At 66.3% G+C, this 19013-nt stretch carries 18 protein-coding genes; 5 read left to right on the top strand and 13 right to left on the bottom strand.

Annotation, left to right across the window (positions count from 1 at the left end; translation table 11 throughout):
• Positions 1 to 292 precede the first annotated feature (292 nt).
• From AC1M14_RS23760 to AC1M14_RS23775, 4 genes are all read left to right on the top strand, one after another.
• Positions 293 to 3220: a ribonucleoside-diphosphate reductase subunit alpha gene (locus tag AC1M14_RS23760; protein WP_102775779.1), complete on the top strand. Its 2928-nt coding sequence runs from the start codon at positions 293 to 295 to the stop codon at positions 3218 to 3220.
• Positions 3221 to 3240: 20 nt separating this feature from the next.
• Positions 3241 to 4440, top strand: coding sequence for a ribonucleotide-diphosphate reductase subunit beta (locus AC1M14_RS23765; protein ID WP_102775778.1), 1200 nt, complete (start codon positions 3241 to 3243; stop codon positions 4438 to 4440).
• Between the two features lie 356 nt (positions 4441 to 4796).
• Positions 4797 to 5489 (top strand): histone H1-like DNA-binding protein, encoded by a 693-nt coding sequence (locus tag AC1M14_RS23770; protein WP_111826740.1) that lies wholly within the window; start codon positions 4797 to 4799, stop codon positions 5487 to 5489.
• A gap of 156 nt (positions 5490 to 5645) precedes the next feature.
• Positions 5646 to 6206 carry a YggT family protein gene (locus tag AC1M14_RS23775; protein ID WP_102775776.1) on the top strand — a complete coding sequence of 187 codons (561 nt, stop codon included), beginning with the start codon at positions 5646 to 5648 and terminating at the stop codon, positions 6204 to 6206.
• On the opposite strand, the gene AC1M14_RS23780 is transcribed toward AC1M14_RS23775, so the two are convergent.
• From AC1M14_RS23780 to AC1M14_RS23840, 13 genes are all read right to left on the bottom strand, one after another.
• The gene (locus tag AC1M14_RS23780; protein WP_111826741.1) at positions 6207 to 7658 is read right to left on the bottom strand and encodes a D-alanine--poly(phosphoribitol) ligase; all 1452 of its coding nucleotides are present in this window, start codon (positions 7656 to 7658) and stop codon (positions 6207 to 6209) included.
• A gap of 16 nt (positions 7659 to 7674) precedes the next feature.
• Complete coding sequence (locus AC1M14_RS23785; RefSeq protein WP_209165619.1) at positions 7675 to 8802, bottom strand: MBOAT family O-acyltransferase; 1128 nt, start codon at positions 8800 to 8802, stop codon at positions 7675 to 7677.
• A gap of 7 nt (positions 8803 to 8809) precedes the next feature.
• Positions 8810 to 9019, bottom strand: coding sequence for a hypothetical protein (locus AC1M14_RS23790; RefSeq protein WP_168202267.1), 210 nt, complete (start codon positions 9017 to 9019; stop codon positions 8810 to 8812).
• The gene (locus AC1M14_RS23795) at positions 9016 to 10200 is read right to left on the bottom strand and encodes a D-alanyl-lipoteichoic acid biosynthesis protein DltD (protein WP_102775773.1); all 1185 of its coding nucleotides are present in this window, start codon (positions 10198 to 10200) and stop codon (positions 9016 to 9018) included. Before AC1M14_RS23795 ends, AC1M14_RS23790 begins: the two co-directional genes overlap by 4 nt.
• On the bottom strand, positions 10178 to 10417 hold the full coding sequence (locus AC1M14_RS23800; protein ID WP_102775772.1) for an acyl carrier protein: 240 nt from the start codon (positions 10415 to 10417) through the stop codon (positions 10178 to 10180). The genes AC1M14_RS23795 and AC1M14_RS23800 overlap by 23 nt, the downstream gene beginning before the upstream one ends.
• Positions 10418 to 10736: 319 nt before the next feature.
• Positions 10737 to 11240, bottom strand: coding sequence for an outer membrane lipoprotein (locus tag AC1M14_RS23805; RefSeq protein WP_102775771.1), 504 nt, complete (start codon positions 11238 to 11240; stop codon positions 10737 to 10739).
• Between the two features lie 177 nt (positions 11241 to 11417).
• Positions 11418 to 12359: a carbohydrate kinase family protein gene (locus AC1M14_RS23810; RefSeq protein ID WP_102775770.1), complete on the bottom strand. Its 942-nt coding sequence runs from the start codon at positions 12357 to 12359 to the stop codon at positions 11418 to 11420.
• 12 nt (positions 12360 to 12371) lie between these two features.
• On the bottom strand, positions 12372 to 13481 hold the full coding sequence (locus AC1M14_RS23815; RefSeq protein ID WP_479730551.1) for a DUF3426 domain-containing protein: 1110 nt from the start codon (positions 13479 to 13481) through the stop codon (positions 12372 to 12374).
• A gap of 24 nt (positions 13482 to 13505) precedes the next feature.
• The gene (gene prmA / locus AC1M14_RS23820) at positions 13506 to 14435 is read right to left on the bottom strand and encodes a 50S ribosomal protein L11 methyltransferase (protein ID WP_479730552.1); all 930 of its coding nucleotides are present in this window, start codon (positions 14433 to 14435) and stop codon (positions 13506 to 13508) included.
• A gap of 129 nt (positions 14436 to 14564) precedes the next feature.
• Positions 14565 to 15911 carry an acetyl-CoA carboxylase biotin carboxylase subunit gene (gene accC / locus AC1M14_RS23825; RefSeq protein ID WP_102775767.1) on the bottom strand — a complete coding sequence of 449 codons (1347 nt, stop codon included), beginning with the start codon at positions 15909 to 15911 and terminating at the stop codon, positions 14565 to 14567.
• A 9-nt stretch (positions 15912 to 15920) separates the two neighbouring features.
• Entirely contained in the window at positions 15921 to 16379 is a 459-nt protein-coding gene (gene accB / locus AC1M14_RS23830) for an acetyl-CoA carboxylase biotin carboxyl carrier protein (RefSeq protein WP_102775766.1), read from the bottom strand.
• An 88-nt stretch (positions 16380 to 16467) separates the two neighbouring features.
• Positions 16468 to 16902, bottom strand: a complete 435-nt coding sequence (gene aroQ, locus AC1M14_RS23835; protein ID WP_102775880.1) for a type II 3-dehydroquinate dehydratase — start codon at positions 16900 to 16902, stop codon at positions 16468 to 16470.
• Positions 16903 to 16991: 89 nt separating this feature from the next.
• Complete coding sequence (locus AC1M14_RS23840) at positions 16992 to 17528, bottom strand: TlpA family protein disulfide reductase (RefSeq protein WP_479730553.1); 537 nt, start codon at positions 17526 to 17528, stop codon at positions 16992 to 16994.
• A 104-nt stretch (positions 17529 to 17632) separates the two neighbouring features.
• Here AC1M14_RS23840 and mpl point away from each other — a divergent pair, with 104 nt between their 5' ends.
• Complete coding sequence (gene mpl, locus AC1M14_RS23845) at positions 17633 to 19003, top strand: UDP-N-acetylmuramate:L-alanyl-gamma-D-glutamyl-meso-diaminopimelate ligase (protein ID WP_209165615.1); 1371 nt, start codon at positions 17633 to 17635, stop codon at positions 19001 to 19003.
• Positions 19004 to 19013: the final 10 nt, after the last annotated feature.

The raw sequence follows: 19013 nt of genomic DNA on the forward strand, positions 1-19013 counted from the left end.
TCAGCCGCAGCTTCCTGGGCGCGCCTTGCTGGGCGCGCCCAGTGCATTTGGTAACAACTTTTGTGAATCCCGTCTTATCTTCTTCTTGTCGCTGTCGCACTCGATCACTAGAATTAGTGTCCATCGAGGGATGCTACACTACATATTGTGGTCGCTTATGCGCTGATTCCCTTCAGCCACGCCATTTGGACTAGGCGTCCAAGCGTCGCGATTCCCCTCAAAAAGACCCGATTTCGTACCGGACATGACCCCGTCATGTCGTCATCTACGCGCTTTTCGCACAGGAGCTTCCATGCAGACTACGATCGCCTCTGTGACCCGGCCCACGGCCGTGCCGCCCTCGCAAACCGACTCCCCCGCCGCCGACAACGGGCAATGGGCCAGCTATAACCTGATCCGCCGCAATGGCTCGGTGGTCGGGTTCGAACCCAACAAGATCGCCATCGCCATGACCAAGGCCTTCCTGGCGGTCAACGGCGGCCAGGGCGCCGCGTCCGCGCGCGTGCGCGAACTGGTGGAATCGCTGACCTCGCAGGTCGTCAACGCGCTGGTGCGCAATCGCCCCGGCGGCGGCACCTTCCACATCGAAGACGTGCAGGACCAGGTCGAACTGGCGCTGATGCGCTCGGGCCAGCATGACGTCGCCCGCTCCTACGTGCTGTACCGCGAAAAGCGCACCCAGGAACGCGCCGCTGCCGCCGCCGCCGAAGGCCAGGAAAAGGCCGCCGCCGCGCCGCAGGAACACGCGCTGAACGTGACCGACGCCGGCGTGCGCCGTCCGCTGAACCTGGCCGAACTGCGCGCCACCATCGTCGCCGCTGGCGAAGGCCTGGCCGAATTCATCGACACCGAAGCGATCCTGAAGGAAACGGTCAAGAACCTGTATGACGGCATCCCCGTCGACGAAGTGTTCAAGTCCGCCATCCTGTCGGCGCGCGCGCTGGTCGAAAAAGACCCGGCCTACAGCCAGGTCACCGCGCGCCTGCTGCTGCACACGATCCGCAAGGAAGTGCTGGGCGAAGAAGTCTCGCAGGACGGCATGAGCACCCGCTACGCCGAATACTTCCCCACCTTCATCGCCCGCGGCATCGAAGGCGGCCTGCTGTCGCCCGAACTGGCCAGCTTCGACCTTGCCAAGCTGGGCCAGGCCCTGAACGCCAAGCGCGACCTGCAGTTCAGCTACCTGGGCCTGCAGACGCTGTACGACCGCTACTTCCTGCACATCCGCGGCACCCGCATCGAACTGCCGCAGGTGTTCTTCATGCGCGTGGCCATGGGCCTGGCGCTGCGCGAGACCGACCGCGAAGCGCGCGCCATCGAGTTCTACGAGATCCTGTCCTCGTTCGACTTCATGAGCTCGACGCCGACGCTGTTCAACTCGGGCACCCTGCACTCGCAGCTGTCGTCGTGCTACCTGACCACCGTCTCCGACGACCTGGAAGGCATTTACGACGCCATCAAGGAAAACGCGCTGCTGGCCAAGTACGCCGGCGGCCTGGGCAACGACTGGACCCCGGTGCGCGCGCTGCGCAGCCACATCAAGGGCACCAACGGCGAAAGCCAGGGCGTGGTGCCGTTCCTGAAGGTCGTCAACGACACCGCGGTCGCGGTGAACCAGGGCGGCAAGCGCAAGGGCGCCGTCTGCACCTACCTGGAAACGTGGCACCTGGACATCGAGGAATTCCTCGAACTGCGCAAGAACACCGGCGACGAACGCCGCCGCACCCACGACATGAACACGGCGAACTGGATTCCCGACCTGTTCATGAAGCGCGTCATGGAAAACGGCGAATGGACCCTGTTCTCGCCGTCGGACTGCCCTGACCTGCACGACAAGGTCGGCCAGGAATTCGAGCGCGCCTACCTGGGCTACGAAGCCCGCGTCGCCAGCGGCGAACTGAAGCTCTTCAAGAAGATGCCGGCCGTCTCGCTGTGGCGCAAGATGCTGTCGATGCTGTTCGAAACCGGCCACCCGTGGATCACCTTCAAGGATCCGTGCAACATCCGTTCGCCGCAGCAGCACGTGGGCGTGGTCCACAGCTCGAACCTGTGCACCGAGATCACGCTGAACACCAACGAATCCGAAATCGCGGTGTGCAACCTGGGTTCGGTGAACCTGGTCGCGCACATGAAGCCGGCCGCCGGCGGCGGTTTCGAACTCGACCACGAGAAGATCAAGCGCACGGTGCGCATCGCCATGCGCATGCTCGACAACGTGATCGACATCAACTATTACGCCGTCGACAAGGCCCGCAACTCGAACGCGCGCCATCGTCCGGTGGGCATGGGCATCATGGGCTTCCAGGACTGCCTGCAGATGATGCGCGTGCCTTACGCTTCGCAGGCCGCCGTCGAATTCGCCGACACCTCGATGGAAGCCGTGTGCTATCACGCGTACTGGGCTTCGAGCCTGCTGGCCGAAGAACGCGGCCGCTATCAATCGTATGAAGGCTCGCTGTGGTCGCGCGGCATCCTGCCGCAAGACACGTTGAAGATGCTGCGCGATGAGCGCGGCGGTCACGTCGACGTCGATGAGTCGAGCACGCTCGATTGGGATGCGTTGCGCGCGCGCATCAAAGAACACGGCATGCGCAACTCCAATTGCATCGCAATCGCCCCAACCGCGACTATTTCCAATATCATTGGTGTATCTGCGTGCATCGAACCCACTTTCCAGAACTTGTACGTCAAATCGAATCTCTCCGGCGAGTTCACGGTCGTTAACGATTACCTCGTGCGTGACCTGAAGAAACTCGGTCTCTGGGACGAAGTCATGGTCGCCGACCTCAAGTACTTCGACGGCAGCCTGTCCCGCATCGATCGCGTACCTTCCGAACTCCGCGAACTCTACGCCACCGCGTTCGAAGTCGAACCGAGCTGGCTGGTGGAATGCGCTTCGCGTCGCCAGAAGTGGATCGATCAGGCCCAGTCGCTGAACATCTACATGGCCGGCGCTTCGGGCAAGAAGCTGGACGACACCTACAAGCTGGCCTGGAAGCGTGGCCTGAAGACGACCTACTACCTGCGCACCCTGGGCGCCACCAGCGCCGAGAAGTCCACGGGTCGCGGCGGCGAACTGAACGCCGTCAGCGCGGGAGTCCAATCCACGGCGCCTGCCGTGGCTGCCGCAACTGTTTTGCCGGAACCCGAAGTTCTCGGGGCGGTTTGCACCATGCGGCCGGGCGACCCCGGCTTCGAAGAGTGCGAAGCCTGCCAATAACCGCCTCCGGAGAATGAATCATGATTAATTGGGAAGACGACAACATCGCCACGCAACCTGCGCAATCGCCCGCTCCCGCGGCGGGCGGCCAGGCCGAGCCCGCCGTGCGGGCCGCGACCGGCGTGTTCGGCGACGCCGCCCTGCCCACGCCTGCCGCGCCTGAACACGCGGCCGGCTTGGCGGTCAGCGGCTCCGCCACCTCGCAACGCGTGAAGGTTGCCGACAAGCGCGTCATCAACGGCCAGACGGACGTCAACCAGCTCGTGCCCTTCAAGTACAAGTGGGCATGGGAGAAGTACCTGGCCACTTGCGCCAACCACTGGATGCCGCAAGAGATCAACATGTCGCGCGACATCGCCCTCTGGAAGAACCCGAACGGGCTCACCGAGGACGAGCGCCGCATCGTCAAGCGCAACCTGGGCTTCTTCGTCACGGCCGACTCGCTGGCCGCGAACAACATCGTGCTGGGCACCTACCGCCACATCACGGCGCCCGAGTGCCGCCAGTTCCTGCTGCGCCAGGCGTTCGAGGAAGCGATCCACACGCACGCCTATCAATACATCGTCGAAAGCCTGGACCTGGACGAGGCGGAGATCTTCAACGCCTACAACGAAGTCCCGTCCATCCGCGCCAAGGACGAATTCCTGATCCCGTTCATCGACGCGATCGCCGACCCCAACTTCAAGACGGGCACTCCCGAAGCCGACCAGACGCTGCTGAAGTCGCTGATCGTCTTCGCCTGCCTGATGGAAGGCCTGTTCTTCTACGTTGGCTTCACGCAGATCCTGGCGCTGGGCCGCCAGAACAAGATGACCGGCGCGGCCGAGCAGTACATGTACATCCTTCGCGATGAATCCATGCACTGCAACTTCGGCATCGACCTCATCAACACCATCAAGCTGGAAAATCCGCATCTGTGGACGCCGGAATTCCGCGAAGAAATCCGAGAACTCTTCCGCAAAGCGGTCGAACTCGAATACGCTTACGCCGAAGACACGATGCCGCGCGGCGTGCTGGGCCTGAACGCACCCATGTTCAAGTCCTACCTGCGCTTCATCGCCAACCGCCGTTGCCAGCAAATCGGTATCGAGCCGCTGTTCCCGCAGGAAGAGAATCCCTTCCCGTGGATGGCGGAAATGATCGACCTTAAAAAGGAACGCAACTTTTTTGAAACTCGCGTGATCGAATACCAAACCGGTGGCACGCTGAGCTGGGAGTAAGGCAGTACGCCATCGGGCCCGGCGCGGGCACGCCCCTGAACCAGGGGCGTCGCGTTCGCGACAGGCTCGATGATGCGCTCTCTGGTCAGGGTGTTCCGGAATCGTTTTCGAACACGTAGAACAAGCGGTCGGGGCCCGTGATCGGGCTGCCGGCCGGCGCCATTTGAAATGGCTCGCGCCAAAGGAGCGGGGGCCATATCAAATGGCTGTGCCGAATTCATTAGCGCAAACCGTAGTAGCTGTTGCTCGCACAGGACAGCGGCATGCGCCGATGAATAGCCCGGGCACGGTCCGCCGAAGGGTGGGTCGGGGCACGGGTTTAAGTTCTGGGACCCCTGAACCTAAGGAGCATGACCATGGCAACAGCCAAGAAAGCCGTAAAGAAAGCGGTGAAAAAGCCCGCCGCCAAGAAGGCAGTAGCTAAGAAGGCCGCCCCGGCCAAGAAAGCTGCCGTCAAGAAGGTAGCCGTCAAGAAAGTCGCCGCCAAGAAACCGGCAGTGAAGAAGGTTGCCGCCAAGAAGCCGGCAGTCAAGAAGGTTGCCGCCAAGAAGGCCGTCGCCAAGAAAGCGGTAGCCAAGAAGGCCGTCGCCAAGAAGGCGGTTGCCAAGAAAGCCGTCGCCAAGAAGGCAGTAGCCAAGAAGGTCGTCGCCAAGAAAGCGGTAGCCAAGAAGGCCGTCGCCAAGAAGGCGCCTGCCAAGAAGGCCGTCGCCAAGAAAGCGGTAGCCAAGAAGGTCGTCGCCAAGAAGGCGGTTGCCAAGAAGGCCGTCGCCAAGAAGGCGCCTGCCAAGAAGGCCGTTGCCAAGAAAGCGGTAGCCAAGAAGGCCGTCGCCAAGAAGGCGGTTGCCAAGAAGGCCCCCGCCGCCAAGAAGGCTCCCGCTGCCGCCAAGCCTGCTGCTGCCAAGAAGCCGGCCGCTGCCAAGAAGCCTGCCGCGAAGAAAGCCGCTCCGAAGAAGCCCGTAACGCCGCCGTCCACGGCTGCCGCCCCGGGCGCGAAGACCGCGCTGAACCCCGCCGCGTCGTGGCCGTTCCCGACCGGTGGCCGTCCCTAATCAGGACGGTTCGAAGCCCTAGCTTCGCCAGAAGCCGCCCGGCCCATGCCGGGCGGCTTTTTTGTCGCGAGGCCGTCTGCACCGGCCGCATGGAGGGGTTTTTTTCACGGTGGCGCGTGCGACAATTGACTCCTCTTTTTCAGGGTGAACGTGTCCATGCTCGGTGAAATCTTCCGTTTCCTTCTCGAAATCCTGTTCACGCTGTTCGGCGCGGCGCTGATCGCCCGCGCATGGATGCACGCCATACGGCTGCATCCCTTCAATCCCCTGGCCCGCGCGGTCTACCAGGCCACCAACTGGCTGGTGTCGCCGCTGCGCAAGATCATTCCCGCCGGCAACAAGATCGACTGGACCAGCCTGGTCGCCGTATGGCTGTCGGCGCTGGTCTACCTGGTGCTGATCTGGCTGGTGGCCATCGGCGCGCTGATTCCCGCCGAGCTGCTGCCCGCGGCCATGGGCTCGGCGCTGATCCTGGCGGCCAAATGGGCGCTCAACCTGGTGGTCTGGCTGACGCTGATCCAGGCGGTGCTGTCGTGGGTCAATCCGATGGCGCCCATGATGCCGCTGCTGCAGGCGCTGACCGACCCGCTGCTCAACCCCATCCGCCGCGTGCTGCCGCGCACCTCGATCGACTTCTCGCCGCTGGTGCTGCTGGTGGCCGCGCAGATCCTGCTGATGATCCTGGCCCGCCTGAGCTACGGCATGATGGGCATCTAGCTACACCGGAATCGCGCTGTAGATCTCGACCAGCTTCTTGCGGTCGATCTTGTGGTTGTTCGACATGGGTAGCGCCGCGCAGGCCACCAGTTCGGACGGCACCATATAAGGCGGCAGGCGCTGCGCCAGCCGCGCCTTCCAGTCATCCAGGGCCTGCGGCGCCAGCAGGCTCGCCGGCTGGTCCGCCGGCGCCACGCCGGCCACGAAGCCGATCAGGCGCACCGCCGTGCCGTCGGGCCGGCGCAGCACGGCGCAGGCGCCGCCCTCCACGCCCGGCAGGCCGTGCAGCGCCTCGTCGATCTCGGCCAGTTCGATGCGGTAGCCGTTCAGCTTGATCTGGTCGTCCATGCGGCCGCGGCAGAACAGCAGCCCCTCCTCCCCCATCTGCCCCAGGTCGCCGGTGCGAAACGCCCGCCGGCCGTCGGCATAGGTGTAGAGCTTGGCCTGGTTCAGGTCGGCGCGGTTCAGATAGCCGCGCATGACGTGGTCGCCCACGATGCAGATCTCGCCGCCCTCGTCGACCAGCAGCACGCTGTCCGGCTTGGCGCGGCCCACCGGCAGCGGGTCGTGCGCGGCCAGCACGGCGTCGGTGACTTCGATCCAGGTGGTGGCCACGGTGGCCTCGGTCGGGCCGTAGGTGTTCAGGATGACCGCGTCGGGAAAGCGCTGGCGCAGCTTGCGCGCCAGCGCCGCCGGCAGCGGCTCGCCGCAGAACAGGAAGGTGCGCAGCGTGGGCAGCGCGGCCGGCGAGAAATCGCGGTTGGCCAGCTGCTGGTGCGCGAAGGACGGCGTCGACACCCAGACCGTCACGCCATGCGCGGCCAGCCGCGGCACCCAGGCGGCGGCCTGCGCGATCTGCTCGCGCGCGTTCAGCACGCAGCTGCCGCCCGAGGCCAGGGTGGCGAACACCTCGTACATCGACAGGTCGAAGCTGAACGGCGCCTGGTTCATGAACACCGGCGCCTCGCCCAGGCCGAAGCTGCCCAGCATCCAGTCGCCCAGCAGCCCCACGCTTTCGCGGCCGATCTGCACGCCCTTCGGATCGCCCGTGCTGCCCGAGGTGAACATGACGTAGGCCAGGCCGCGCTCCTGCAGCATGGCGCCCTCGTGCGGCGCGAACGTGCCGGCGGCCGCGTCGTAGACGGCGCCGGGGCGCACGATCTCGACGATGCGGCGCAGGCGCTCGGCGGGATAGATGGTGTCGACCGGCACGAACGGCGCGCCGATGGACAGCGCCCCGACCATGGCGACGAAGAACGACGCCTCTTTGTGGCCGTATATCGCCACCGGCACGTCCGGCCCCAGCCCGTGGCGGCGCGCCTGCCCGGCCCAGGCGGCCGCTTCGTCGCGCAGCTGCGCCCAGCTCAGGCTGCGGTCGGCGCCGGCGACGGCAAGCGCCTCGGGCGCGAGTTCGGAATCCGCGAAACGGAAGGATTTCAGGTCGAAACGCATGCCGATGCTCCCGGCGTCAAATAGGGCTGCGGCCGCTGAACACGTAGAGCGCCAGCGCCGCCAGGACCAGGGTCAGCACGCGCCCGAGCAGGCGCATGAGCGGGCGCGCCAGCGCGGCCTGCAATGCAGGGCGGGTGCGCGCGGCGTTGACCAGCAGGTTGTGGCCCACCGAATAGGCGCCGAACATCAGGCCGCTGACGATGTAATGCAGCGACAGGCCGTTCCACACGCCCATGGCCAGCAGGGTCGCGAAGATGCCGATGTTCTGCGCGGCCAGGCGGTGGCGCGAGAAGTACGCGGTCTTGCTCAGCGCCTTGTAGATGGGCATGAAGACCACGTCGCGCAGCCATTCCGACAGGCTGATGTGCCAGCGCCGCCAGAAGTCCTGCGGATTCAGCGTCGCCAGCGGATTGCGAAAATTGATGGGCAGCGTGAAGCCGAACAGCATGCCGATGCCGATCGCCATGGTCGAGTAGCCGGCGAAATCGAAAAACAGGTAGGCGCTGTACAGCGAGGCATTGAGCGCCACGCCGGTCAGCGAATAGTCGTGCGCGTCCAGCGTCGCCAGGCCGTAGCGCCAGATCAGCTCGGCCAGGCCGAACTTCTGGATCACGCCCAGCATGATCAGCTCCAGCCCGGCCAGCCAGGTGTTGAGGTTCACGCCTTCGTAGCCGCGCTTCAGATCCGCCTGGAAATTGCGCCAGCGGTACATGGGGCCGGCCAGCAGCGCGAGCGGGAAGAACAGGTAGATGAAGTAGTCCAGCGGCGAGACGCGCTCGTTGCGCTGCGCGAACAGCAGCACGTCGATGGCGCGGAAAGTCGCGAACGACAGGCCCAGCATGGCGCCCAGGTGCGACACGCCGGTCTTCACCAGCAGCAGCGGCGCCATCGTCACGATCACGCCCAGCCAGGTCGGGATGTAGCCGCGCCGCACCGCCCACAGCGCGCCGCCGGCGATGGCCATCAGCGCGATGGGCTGGTAGGGGCGCGCCCAGAACACCGCCATCCAGACGCCCAGGCAGACCACGCCGATGATGTGCCGGTAGCCGATGCGCATCGGCATGCCGAAGAAGCGGTACGCCAACAGGCCCAGGCCGCCGCACAGGGCGCCGCCGAAAAAACTCAGGCTTGCGAACAATTCCATGCCGGGCTCAGAACTGTTGGTATTGGAATTCGACCTTGATCGGTCCGCCGCTGCCCGTGGTGGGCTGCGCCTGCAGCACGAACACCAGGATCACCCCGAGATACAGGCACAGGTGCCACAGGAAGCGCCGCCCCCATGCGGCGGCGGCCTTGCGGGTCGCCTGACCCTGCGCGGGATCGCCCGCCTTGGGCCTGGCCCAGTGGAACAATTTGTTCATCGGGAAAAGTACTCCGCAATGCCCTGGTCGGCCAGCGCCCAGCCGAGCTCGGCCAGGTGCATGTCGTCACGCAGCATGCCCGGCTCGAAGGGGATGCTGTAGAGGTCCAGGCAGCCCATCTGGTAGCGCGCGCACATGCCGGTGATGGCGGCCACCACCGGATCGAAGCGCTCGACGTCCAGGATGAGCTTGGGATTGAACGGCTGGATGACGAAATAGGCGTGAACCTTGCGCTTCTGCAGCAAGGCCATGACGCGCGACAGGTCGCCCAGTTCGGCCCGGGTGATGGGATCCACGTCGGCGAACTCGTTGCGGGCCGGCGAATACAGGGGCGCCAGGTACTGCTGGTAATAATCGTCGCGCACGTCGTAGGGATTGTGGCCGCCCAGCTTGCGCTCGACTTCGCGGGCCTGGTGCGTGATCCGGCTCCACTGGCCCGCGTCCAGGCGCGCCGCCGACGGCCAGGCCACGTAGCGGTGCGCCGGCACCGACAGCTTGCTGCGCGGACGGTCGGGCGCCGGCTCCTTGCGCGCCTGCCACCACAGCGCCAGCTTGTCCTTGAGCTCGGCGACCTGGCCGTTGGCGATCAGCCAGAGCAGGCCCCAGTTGGCGTTGTCGGTGATCCAGTTCTGCATCTGCTCGCGCGTGCTGGGGCGGTCCCACAGGCGGTCCCAGACCGGGCCGGTCACGTGCTCGGCGAAGGCGCTGCGCGGCAACTGGCCGCCCGAGGCGAACCAGGCCGGCGAGAGCATGATCGCCAGCCGGGTGTTGGGCGTGAGCGAATCCGCCACCGACTCCAGCACGCTGACGATGCCGTAGGACTGGAACATGGCGTGGCCATAGGCCAGCGTGGGCACCTTCAGCTCTTGCGGGAAAAAGCGGTAGGGCACGAAGCGCAGGTCATGGCTGGACAATTCCGACGAGCCCAGCACGACCAGCGTGCCGTCGCTCAGGGCGTTGCCCAGGCGCTCCAGGTTGACGTGCTGCGTGCCCCAGTCCGGCCCCAGGTTGGGCAGGTAGTTGCTTCTGCCGGCCGCGACCGCGGCCTGCTGCGTGGGGACCACCATGCGGCTGAGCAGCTCGTCGGCGCCGCAATAGGCGCCGATGGCCAGCGCCACCGCCGTCGCGGCGGCCGCGACGTGCGAACAGAAGCGCGAATTACGCAGTATGGGCAGCGACATAGCCGGCAAGCGTGCGGACCGACTGTAGATGCTCCGCGATCTCGGGAGCCGGGATGCTGCAACCGTACTCCGACTCGACCGCCAGCGTGATGTCGACGGCGGCCAGCGAGTCGACCAGGCCGCTGGCGATCAGTTGCGTGTCGGGAGTGACTTTCTTCATGACGATCGACTCGACGATCTCGCCGATCCTGGTGTGGAGTTCTTGCTCGGAATGCATGGTTCGTGCAGCGTTGCGTTGCCTTGTGGGCGAACGTCCCCTGCCCTGGGATAGAGGACGATGAGATTACTGAGGAAATGCTGAAACCGAACTGAAATTCCAGCCCGCCATGAACGACGCCGCGAAGCAGATGGTTACATGATGTACGCGCGGCGGCGTCGATCGCAGGCGCAATCATGTCACTACGCAGGCCGGACCGCCATTGAACTTTTGCGGTAGGCGGGCGCTTGCGGGTAAGTCCCGAGACGCCGCGTTGCGGCGCCGCGACAGGCCGAAAAAAAGCCCGCTTGCGCGGGCTTGGTGCCGGGATGGCGGCAATTTACATCGGCGTGACGCGGGTGGGGCCGGAGCCGCTGATCACCTGGACGCGCTGGCCCACGCTGATGGGCACGTCCGCTTCCTGGGCGACCACGCGGGTTTCGCCGTTGTCCAGGCGCACGGTGATTTCGTAGCCGGAGCTCTTGCCGACGCGGTTTTCAACGGCATTGCCCGCCAGCGCGCCCAGGATGACGCCGCCGACGGTGGCGATGGTGCGGCCGGTGCCGCCGCCGATGGCGTTGCCCGCCACGCCGCCGAGCGCGCCGCCGGCAACCATGCCGACGCCGCTGGACTTGTCGTCCTGGATCACGATGGGGCGCACGCCGGTGACGGTACCGGTGCGCACGATCTGTTCGCGCTGCGCCTGGTCATAGCTGTAGACGCCGCTGGAAGCGCTGCGGTTGGCGCAGCCGCCCAGCACGGCCAGCGAGGTGACGACGGCGGCGATGGCGAGCCAGCGGCCGGTGCGCGGCGCGGCCAGGGTAATGGATTTGCTTTGGTTCATTTGGACTCCTCGATCGGCAAGGCCGACGACTATTCGATCATACTCTGCCCGCGAGGGACGGTTCACGCTGCTGCAACATACTGAAACGCAAGGCCAGAAGCTGCAAACAGCGCAGCCCGCGCGGCGGCCGTCCCGACGATGATTCGACCTGGCCCGCGCCGCCGGGTTCCCGGCCGCTCAGGCCGGCAGGCGGATGCCGTAGGTGGCGTGCAGCACCGCGTCGATCTCGGCGCGCGACGGCGCATGGTTCTGCGGCCCGCGCGAAGCGATCTTGATGGCGCCCATGACGTTGCCCAGGCGGCAGCTGTCTTGCCAGCTCCAGCCGCTGGTCAGGCCGTACAGCAGGCCGCCGCGCTGCGCGTCGCCGCAGCCGGTGGGGTCCACCACGGCGGCGGCGCGCACCGGCTCGATCTCGATGGTCTTGCCTTCGGTCAGCAGCGTGGCGCCTTCGCCGCCGCGCGTCACCACCACGGCCTGCAGCGAGCGGGCGATATCGGCCATGCTGCGGCCGGTGCGCTGCTCCACCACGCCGGCCTCGTAATCGTTGACGGCCAGCGCCTGCGCCAGTCCGAGCATGCGCTCCAGGTCGGCGCCGTCGAACAGCGGCATGGCCTGGCCCAGGTCGAAAATGAACGGGATGCCGCGTTTGTTCAGGCGCTCGGCGTGGGCGAACATGCCCTCCTTGGCGTCGGGCGCGACGATGGCCCAGGCCGCGTCGGCGTCGCTCAGGTCGTTGTCGGCCGAGTGCGACATGGCGCCCGGGTGGAAGGCCGCGATCTGGTTGTCATCCAGGTCGGTGGTGATGAAGCATTGCGCCGTGAAGGTGCCGGGCACGACCTTCACGCGGCTGACGTCGATGCCCAGGCCGGACAGGCGCTCCAGGTATTCGCCGGCGTCCTCGCCCACGGTGGCCACCGGCACCGGCTTGCCGCCCAGCAGCTGCATGTTGTAGGCGATATTGCCCGAGCAGCCGCCGTATTCCTTGCGCATGCTGGGCACCAGGAACGACACGCTCAGGGATTGCACGCGGTCGGCCAGGATGTGTTCCTTGAAGCGTCCTTCGAACACCGCGATGGTGTCGAACGCCATCGAACCGCAGACCAGAACGGGGGTCGCCATGCTTGTCATCCTTTAAGGAAAGAATTTATCGATTTGGTAGCCATTGACCTGCACGCCGGTCACTTCAATGGGTACGGAGACTTTCAGCTCGCCGGCCGGCGCGAACGGGCCGCGCAGCTGCTCGGGAGTCAGGTAGTTTTCGGGCATCAGCACGCGGCGCACGACCACCGTGTCCGACAGGTCGGTCAGGTCCAGCACCAGCGCCGGCCAGTGCTGCGGCTTGTCGTAGCGGTTGCGCAGCACCAGGCGCAGCACCAGCCGGGTGCGCCCGTCGTCGATGGCGGCGGCGCCGGCCGGCGGCTGCAGCGACGACGACGAAATCGCGATGCGCTCGATGCGGCGCGCGTAGCCCACGGTGCATTGGGGCGGCCGGCACACGCTTTCCAGCACCGGCCGCAAGGCCGGCACGGCGTTGGCGATGTCGCTGCGATAGACGTACAGCAACTGGAAGGCCAGCGCGATCAGGCCGGCCAGGCAGGCCGCGCCCCACAGCTTGCCGATCAGGCTGCGGCGGTCCTCGCGGTCCTGGTCCAGGAACTCGGGCGGCGCGCGGCCCACGTCGGTGGCGCTGGAATAGCGCGTGCGCGTGTCGCCCAGCACCGGCTCGCGCGGATCGTCGTAGTCCTCGCGTTGGTCCTGCGCGTATTCGTCTTCGTCCTCGTACTCGTCGTCGCGCGCTTCGTCGCGCACGTCCACGTGCCGGCTGCGGCCGTCCGGATCGGTATACGGGCCGATCATGGGTTCGGCGCGCCGGCGGATGTCGTCGCGGCCGCGCAGCACGGCGGGCGACGGCGCGGGGGCAGGCGGCGGCTCGGGCGCGACGGCAGGAATGTGCGGCTCGTCTTCCCAGGGAGGGATTTCCGCGGGAGCGGCGACGGGAGCGGCCGGCGGCGTCAGCACCGGCGCGGCGTTGGCATGCGCGGGCGGCACGGACGGCGCCGCGGGCGGCGGCGCGGGCGGCGGCGCGACGGGCGGTGCGCCCGCCTCCGGCAGCAGGCAGGCGCGGCCGTCGAACACGGTCGCGCAGGCTCCGCAGCGCACCAGGCCGTTGCGCACCCGAAGCTGGTCGGGCACCACCTTGAAGGAGGTGCCGCACTGCGGGCAGCGGGTGGTCAGTGCCATGGCGCGGTCACGCGGCGCGGGCGCTCAGGCCTTGCGGCCGTGCAGGCAGACCCAGCCGTCGCGGGCGCGCCAGACCGACATGGCGATCCAGGGCGCGTACGCGGCGGCGACTTCCTCGGCCTGGCGCTCGAGCACGCCCGACAGCACCAGATGGCCGCCGGCGGCAACGCGCCCGGCCAGCATGGGAGCCAGCACCTTGAGCGGATTGGACAGGATGTTGGCCACCACCACGCCGAACGTGCCTTCGGGCAGCGCGTCGGGCAGCATGGCCTGGAGTTCGACCTGGTTGACCCCGGCGTTGAAGGCCGTGCTCTGCACGGCCTGGGCGTCGATGTCGACCGCCAGGGTCGGACCCGCGCCCAGCTTGCGCGCGGCGATGGCCAGGATGCCCGAGCCGCAGCCGTAGTCCAGCAGCGTGGCGCCCTGCGGCATGTCGGCTTCGAGCCAGGCCAGGCACAGGTGCGTGGTCGGATGGCTGCCGGTGCCGAAGGCCAGGCCGGGATCGAGCTCGATGTGGATCGCGCCGTCCTGCACCGGCGCGTCCGGCTCGAAACCGGGCACGTCGGGATTGTCGCGATGCCAGCTGGGCACGATCCACAGGCGTTCGGCGATGTGGATGGGGCCGAATTGCGACTGCGTCAGGCGCACCCAGTCCGCGTCGGGGACTTCGCGCAGGCTCCAGCCGGCGAACAGCACCGGGTCGAGCTCGCCGGCCTCGGCGGCCTCGGCCATGATCTGGGCCGGATCGGCGCCATCGGGCAACAGCGCGACGACGCGGTTGCGGTCCCAGGCCTGGACGTCGGGCTCGGTGCCCGGCTCGCCGAACAAGGGGCGCTCGTCATCGGTGCCCAGGTCGGCGTCTTCGACCGACACCGACAGCACGCCCGCTTCGAGCAGCGCATCGGACAGGGCCTCGGCCTGAGCCTCCAGGCAATGGAGCATGAGTTCACGCATGATAGTTCTTCCATCTGGCCGACGGGCCGCGGCGCATGCCGCGGCCCGTCGGCCCTATCGCTTTGGAGCGGCTCCGCAGAGACGGGTTCCTTGGCGCAAAAAGGGGCCGTGAGGCCCCAGAATCGTTGGTCAGGGACGCTGCGCCAACTTGTTTTCCAGGTAGTGGATGCTGGTGCCGCCCTCGATGAAGCGGGCGTCCTGCAACAGTTCGCGATGCAGCGGGATGTTGGTGGAGATGCCTTCCACCACCATTTCCGACAGCGCGATGCGCATGCGCGCCAGCGCCTGGTCGCGCGTATCGCCGTAGGTAATGACCTTGGCGATCATCGAATCATAGTTCGGCGGCACGAAATAGCCGTTGAACGCGTGCGAATCGATGCGCACGCCCGGGCCGCCCGGCGTATGCCAGTTGGTGATGCGCCCCGGGCTGGGCACGAAGCGGAACGGATCTTCGGCGTTGATGCGGCATTCGATGGCGTGGCCCTTGAACGAAATGTCGCGCTGGCGCAGCGTGAACTTCTCGCCGGCGGCGATCAGGATCTGCTGCTGGACCAGGTCCACGCCGGTGATCAGCTCGGTGACCGGGTGCTCGACCTGGATGCGGGTGTTCATTTCGATGAAATAGAACTCGCCGTTTTCGTACAGGAACTCGAACGTACCGGCGCCGCGGTAGCCCATCTTGCGGCAGGCGTCGGCGCAGCGGTCGCCGATGCGCTCGATCAGGCGGCGCGCGATGCCCGGCGCGGGCGCTTCTTCGATGACCTTCTGGTGGCGGCGCTGCATGGAGCAGTCGCGCTCGCCCAGCCACACGGCGTTGCGTCCGCCGTCGGCCAGCACCTGGATTTCCACATGGCGCGGGTTCTCGAGGAACTTCTCCATATAGACTTCCGGGTTGTTGAACGCGGCGCCCGCTTCCGAACGCGTCATGGTGACGGCGTTGAGCAGCGCGGCCTCGGTGTACACCACGCGCATGCCGCGGCCACCGCCGCCGCCGGCGGCCTTGATGATGACCGGATAGCCGACTTCACGCGCAACGCGCAGGATTTCCTGCGGATCGTCGGGCAACGCGCCTTCCGAGCCCGGCACCACCGGCACGCCGGCTTCGATCATGGCCCGCTTGGCGCTGACCTTGTCGCCCATCAGGCGGATGGTGTCGGGACGCGGGCCGATGAACACGAAGCCGCTTTTCTCGACGCGGTCGGCGAAATCGGCGTTCTCGGACAGGAAACCGTAGCCGGGGTGGATGGCCTCGGAATCCGTGACTTCGGCGGCCGAGATGATGGCCGGCATGTTCAGGTAGCTTTCGCGCGACGGCGCGGGCCCGATGCACACGGATTCATCGGCCAGGCGCACGTACTTGGCTTCGCGGTCGGCCTCGGAGTGCACGACCACGGTCTTGATGCCCAGCTCGCGACAAGCGCGCTGAATGCGCAGGGCGATTTCGCCCCGGTTGGCGATCAGGATTTTTTCGAACATGTTCAGCTATCAGCCAATGACGAACAGGGGTTGGCCGTACTCGACGGGCTCACCGTTCTCGACCAGGATTTCTTTGATGACGCCGGACTTGTCGGCCTCGATTTCATTGAGCAGCTTCATGGCTTCAATGATGCACAGCGGGTCGCCTTCCTTGACGGTGGCGCCCACGTCCACGAACGGCGCGGCGCCCGGGTTCGGCGCGCGGTAGAAGGTGCCGACCATGGGGGCCTTGACCACGTGGCCCTGGATGACCGGGGCGGCCTCGGCGGCGGGAGCGGCCGGGGCGGCGGGCTGCTGGGCCACGGGCGCGGCGGGCACGCCCGCTTCCGGCTGGTGGTAGGCGACCGGCTGCAAGGTTTGCGAGAACTTGACGATCCTTACCTTGCCTTCGCCTTCGGTGATTTCCAGCTCGGCGATGCCCGATTCAGCCACCAGGTCGATCAGGGTTTTGAGTTTTCGAAGGTCCATAGAAGCTGCTTCCCGAGATAGTGTCGGCAACGTCCCTGCATCGGGCGCGCGCCGTAAAGATATGTAGTTGCTGTGAGTTGGTGCGAGATCAGTGCCGCACTGCGTAACGCAGCGCCGCCTCGTAGCCGTCCGCGCCGAGGCCGCTGATGAGGCCTACCGCCAGATCGGACAGATAAGAGTGATGCCTGAACGGCTCTCGCTTATACAGATTGGACAAATGTACTTCAATAAATGGGATCGCGACCCCGGCCAGCGCATCGCGGATCGCAACGCTGGTATGCGTATAGGCCGCCGCATTGATGATGATGAAGTCAGTGCCGTCCTGCCGGGCCGCCTGGATACGGTCGACCAGCGCGCCTTCGTGGTTGCCTTGCCACGCTGTCAGCGTGGCGCCCAATTCGCCTGCCAGCAGTTCCAGTCCCTCATTGATCTGGGCCAGCGTGAGGCTGCCGTAGATGTGAGGTTCCCGGGTGCCGAGCAGGTTCAGGTTCGGGCCATGCAATACCAGTATGTTTTGCGCCATGCGCTTGACCAAGAGTGGTTTGCCAATTGTTGGCAAAACAGTCGATAAACCAGCTTTTTACGCCAATTCCTACTATTTGTCCAACAGACTTACGCCTTTAAACCAGATAAGGTCTTGTCCAGATCGTCTGGCTGGATTTCACCCAATATCTTCCGGTTAATACTGCCATCTGCGTTGAAAACAATAGTAAAAGGCAGGCCTCCGGCGGGATTTCCCAGCTTGCGGAGTGTATCTATCGCTCCCGCGCCGATTACCCACAAGGGGTAGGAAACCTGCACTTTCTCGACGAATTTCTGAATGTTCGCTGCGGAATCGACACCGATACCGACAAAGCGGATATCCGGGTATTTTTTCTGCAGCGCGTCCAGTTCCGGCATCTCGCGCACACAGGGCGCGCACCAGGTCGCCCAGAAATTGACCACGATGGGCTGGCCCTTCCAGCCGGCCAGCGAATGGGACGCCCCGGCCAGGTCGGGCAGCTGCAGCTGCATCAGGTCGGCTACCGGGTCGCCGCCGCCGGCAGGCCCTGCCGCGGGCGCCGGCGCCTTGCGTTCCATGAACGTATAGCCGCCAGCGACAGCGGCCGCGATGGCCACGCCGGCGGACAGGAGTAGACGTCGATTCATGGCGCGATCATAACCGTTTGCGCCTTTTCTTGTCGCTGCGCACGCGCAAGGCCGCGGCAGGCGCCGGGTCGCTATATATACAATGCAGGGCAGGAGAGTTTTCAATGCACCTGCACATACTAGGCATCTGCGGTACGTTCATGGGCGGCCTGGCGCTGATCGCGCGCGCGGCCGGCCACAAGGTCACCGGTTGCGATGCGGGCGTGTACCCGCCCATGAGCACGCAACTGGCCGAACAAGGCATCGAGCTGATCGAAGGCTTCGGCCCCGAACAAATGGCGCTCAAACCCGATCTGTACGTGATCGGCAACGTGGTCAGCCGCGGCAATCCGCTGATGGAGGCCATACTGGAGTCGGGCGCGCGCTACGTGTCGGGCCCGCAATGGCTGGGCGACAACATCCTGCCCGGCGCGCACGTGCTGGCCGTGGCCGGCACCCACGGCAAGACCACCACCAGCTCCATGTTGGCCTGGGTGCTGGAGGCCGCCGGCCTGGCGCCCAACTTCCTGATCGGCGGCGTGGCGCAGGACCTGCAGGTATCGGCCCGCTACGATCCGGCCCGCCGGCCCTTCGTGATCGAGGCGGACGAGTACGACACCGCGTTCTTCGACAAGCGCTCCAAGTTCGTCCATTACCGTCCGCGCACGGCCATCCTGAACAATCTCGAATACGATCACGCCGACATCTTCCCGGATCTGGCCGCGATCGAAACCCAATTCCATCATCTGGTGCGCACCATTCCCGGCTCCGGGCGCATCGTGCGGCCCACGCACTGCGAGGCGCTGGACCGCGTCATTGCGCGCGGATGCTGGTCGGAAACCGTCACGTTCGGTGCCGATGGCGCCTGGCAGGCGGGCGCGCCGGACGCGGACGGCGCCTTCGAGGTGCTGCGCGCCGGCGAGCCGGCGGGCACGGTGCGCTGGAACCTCGGCGGCGAGCACAACCGGATGAACGCGCTGGCCGCACTGGCCGCCGCCGAACACGTGGGCGTGCCGGCGGCGCAGGGCATCGAGGCCCTCACCCGCTTTGCCGGCGTGAAGCGCCGCATGGAGCTGCGCGGCACGGTCAACGGCATCAAGGTCTACGACGATTTCGCGCACCACCCCACCGCCATCGCCACCACCATCGAGGGGCTGCGCCGCCAGGTCGGCGCGGCGCGCATCCTGGCGGTGCTGGAGCCGCGCTCGAACACCATGAAGCTGGGCACCATGGCGGCGCGCCTGCCCGAGGCCTTGGCCGACGCCGACCTGGTGTTCTGCTTCGGCGCCCATTCGGGCAAGCACGCGCTGGGCTGGAATCCCGCGGAAGTATTGGCGCCCCTGGGCGAGCGGGCTTCGAGCTACGATGACCTCGGAGCGCTGGTGGCCGCGGTGGCCGCCGCCGCCCGTCCGGGCGACCAGGTGCTGGTGATGAGCAACGGCGGCTTCGGCGGCGTGCACGGCAAGCTGCTGGACGCCCTGCAGGCGCGCCCCTGATCCAGACCCC

Source organism: Achromobacter sp. SX5 (genome assembly GCF_056711425.1).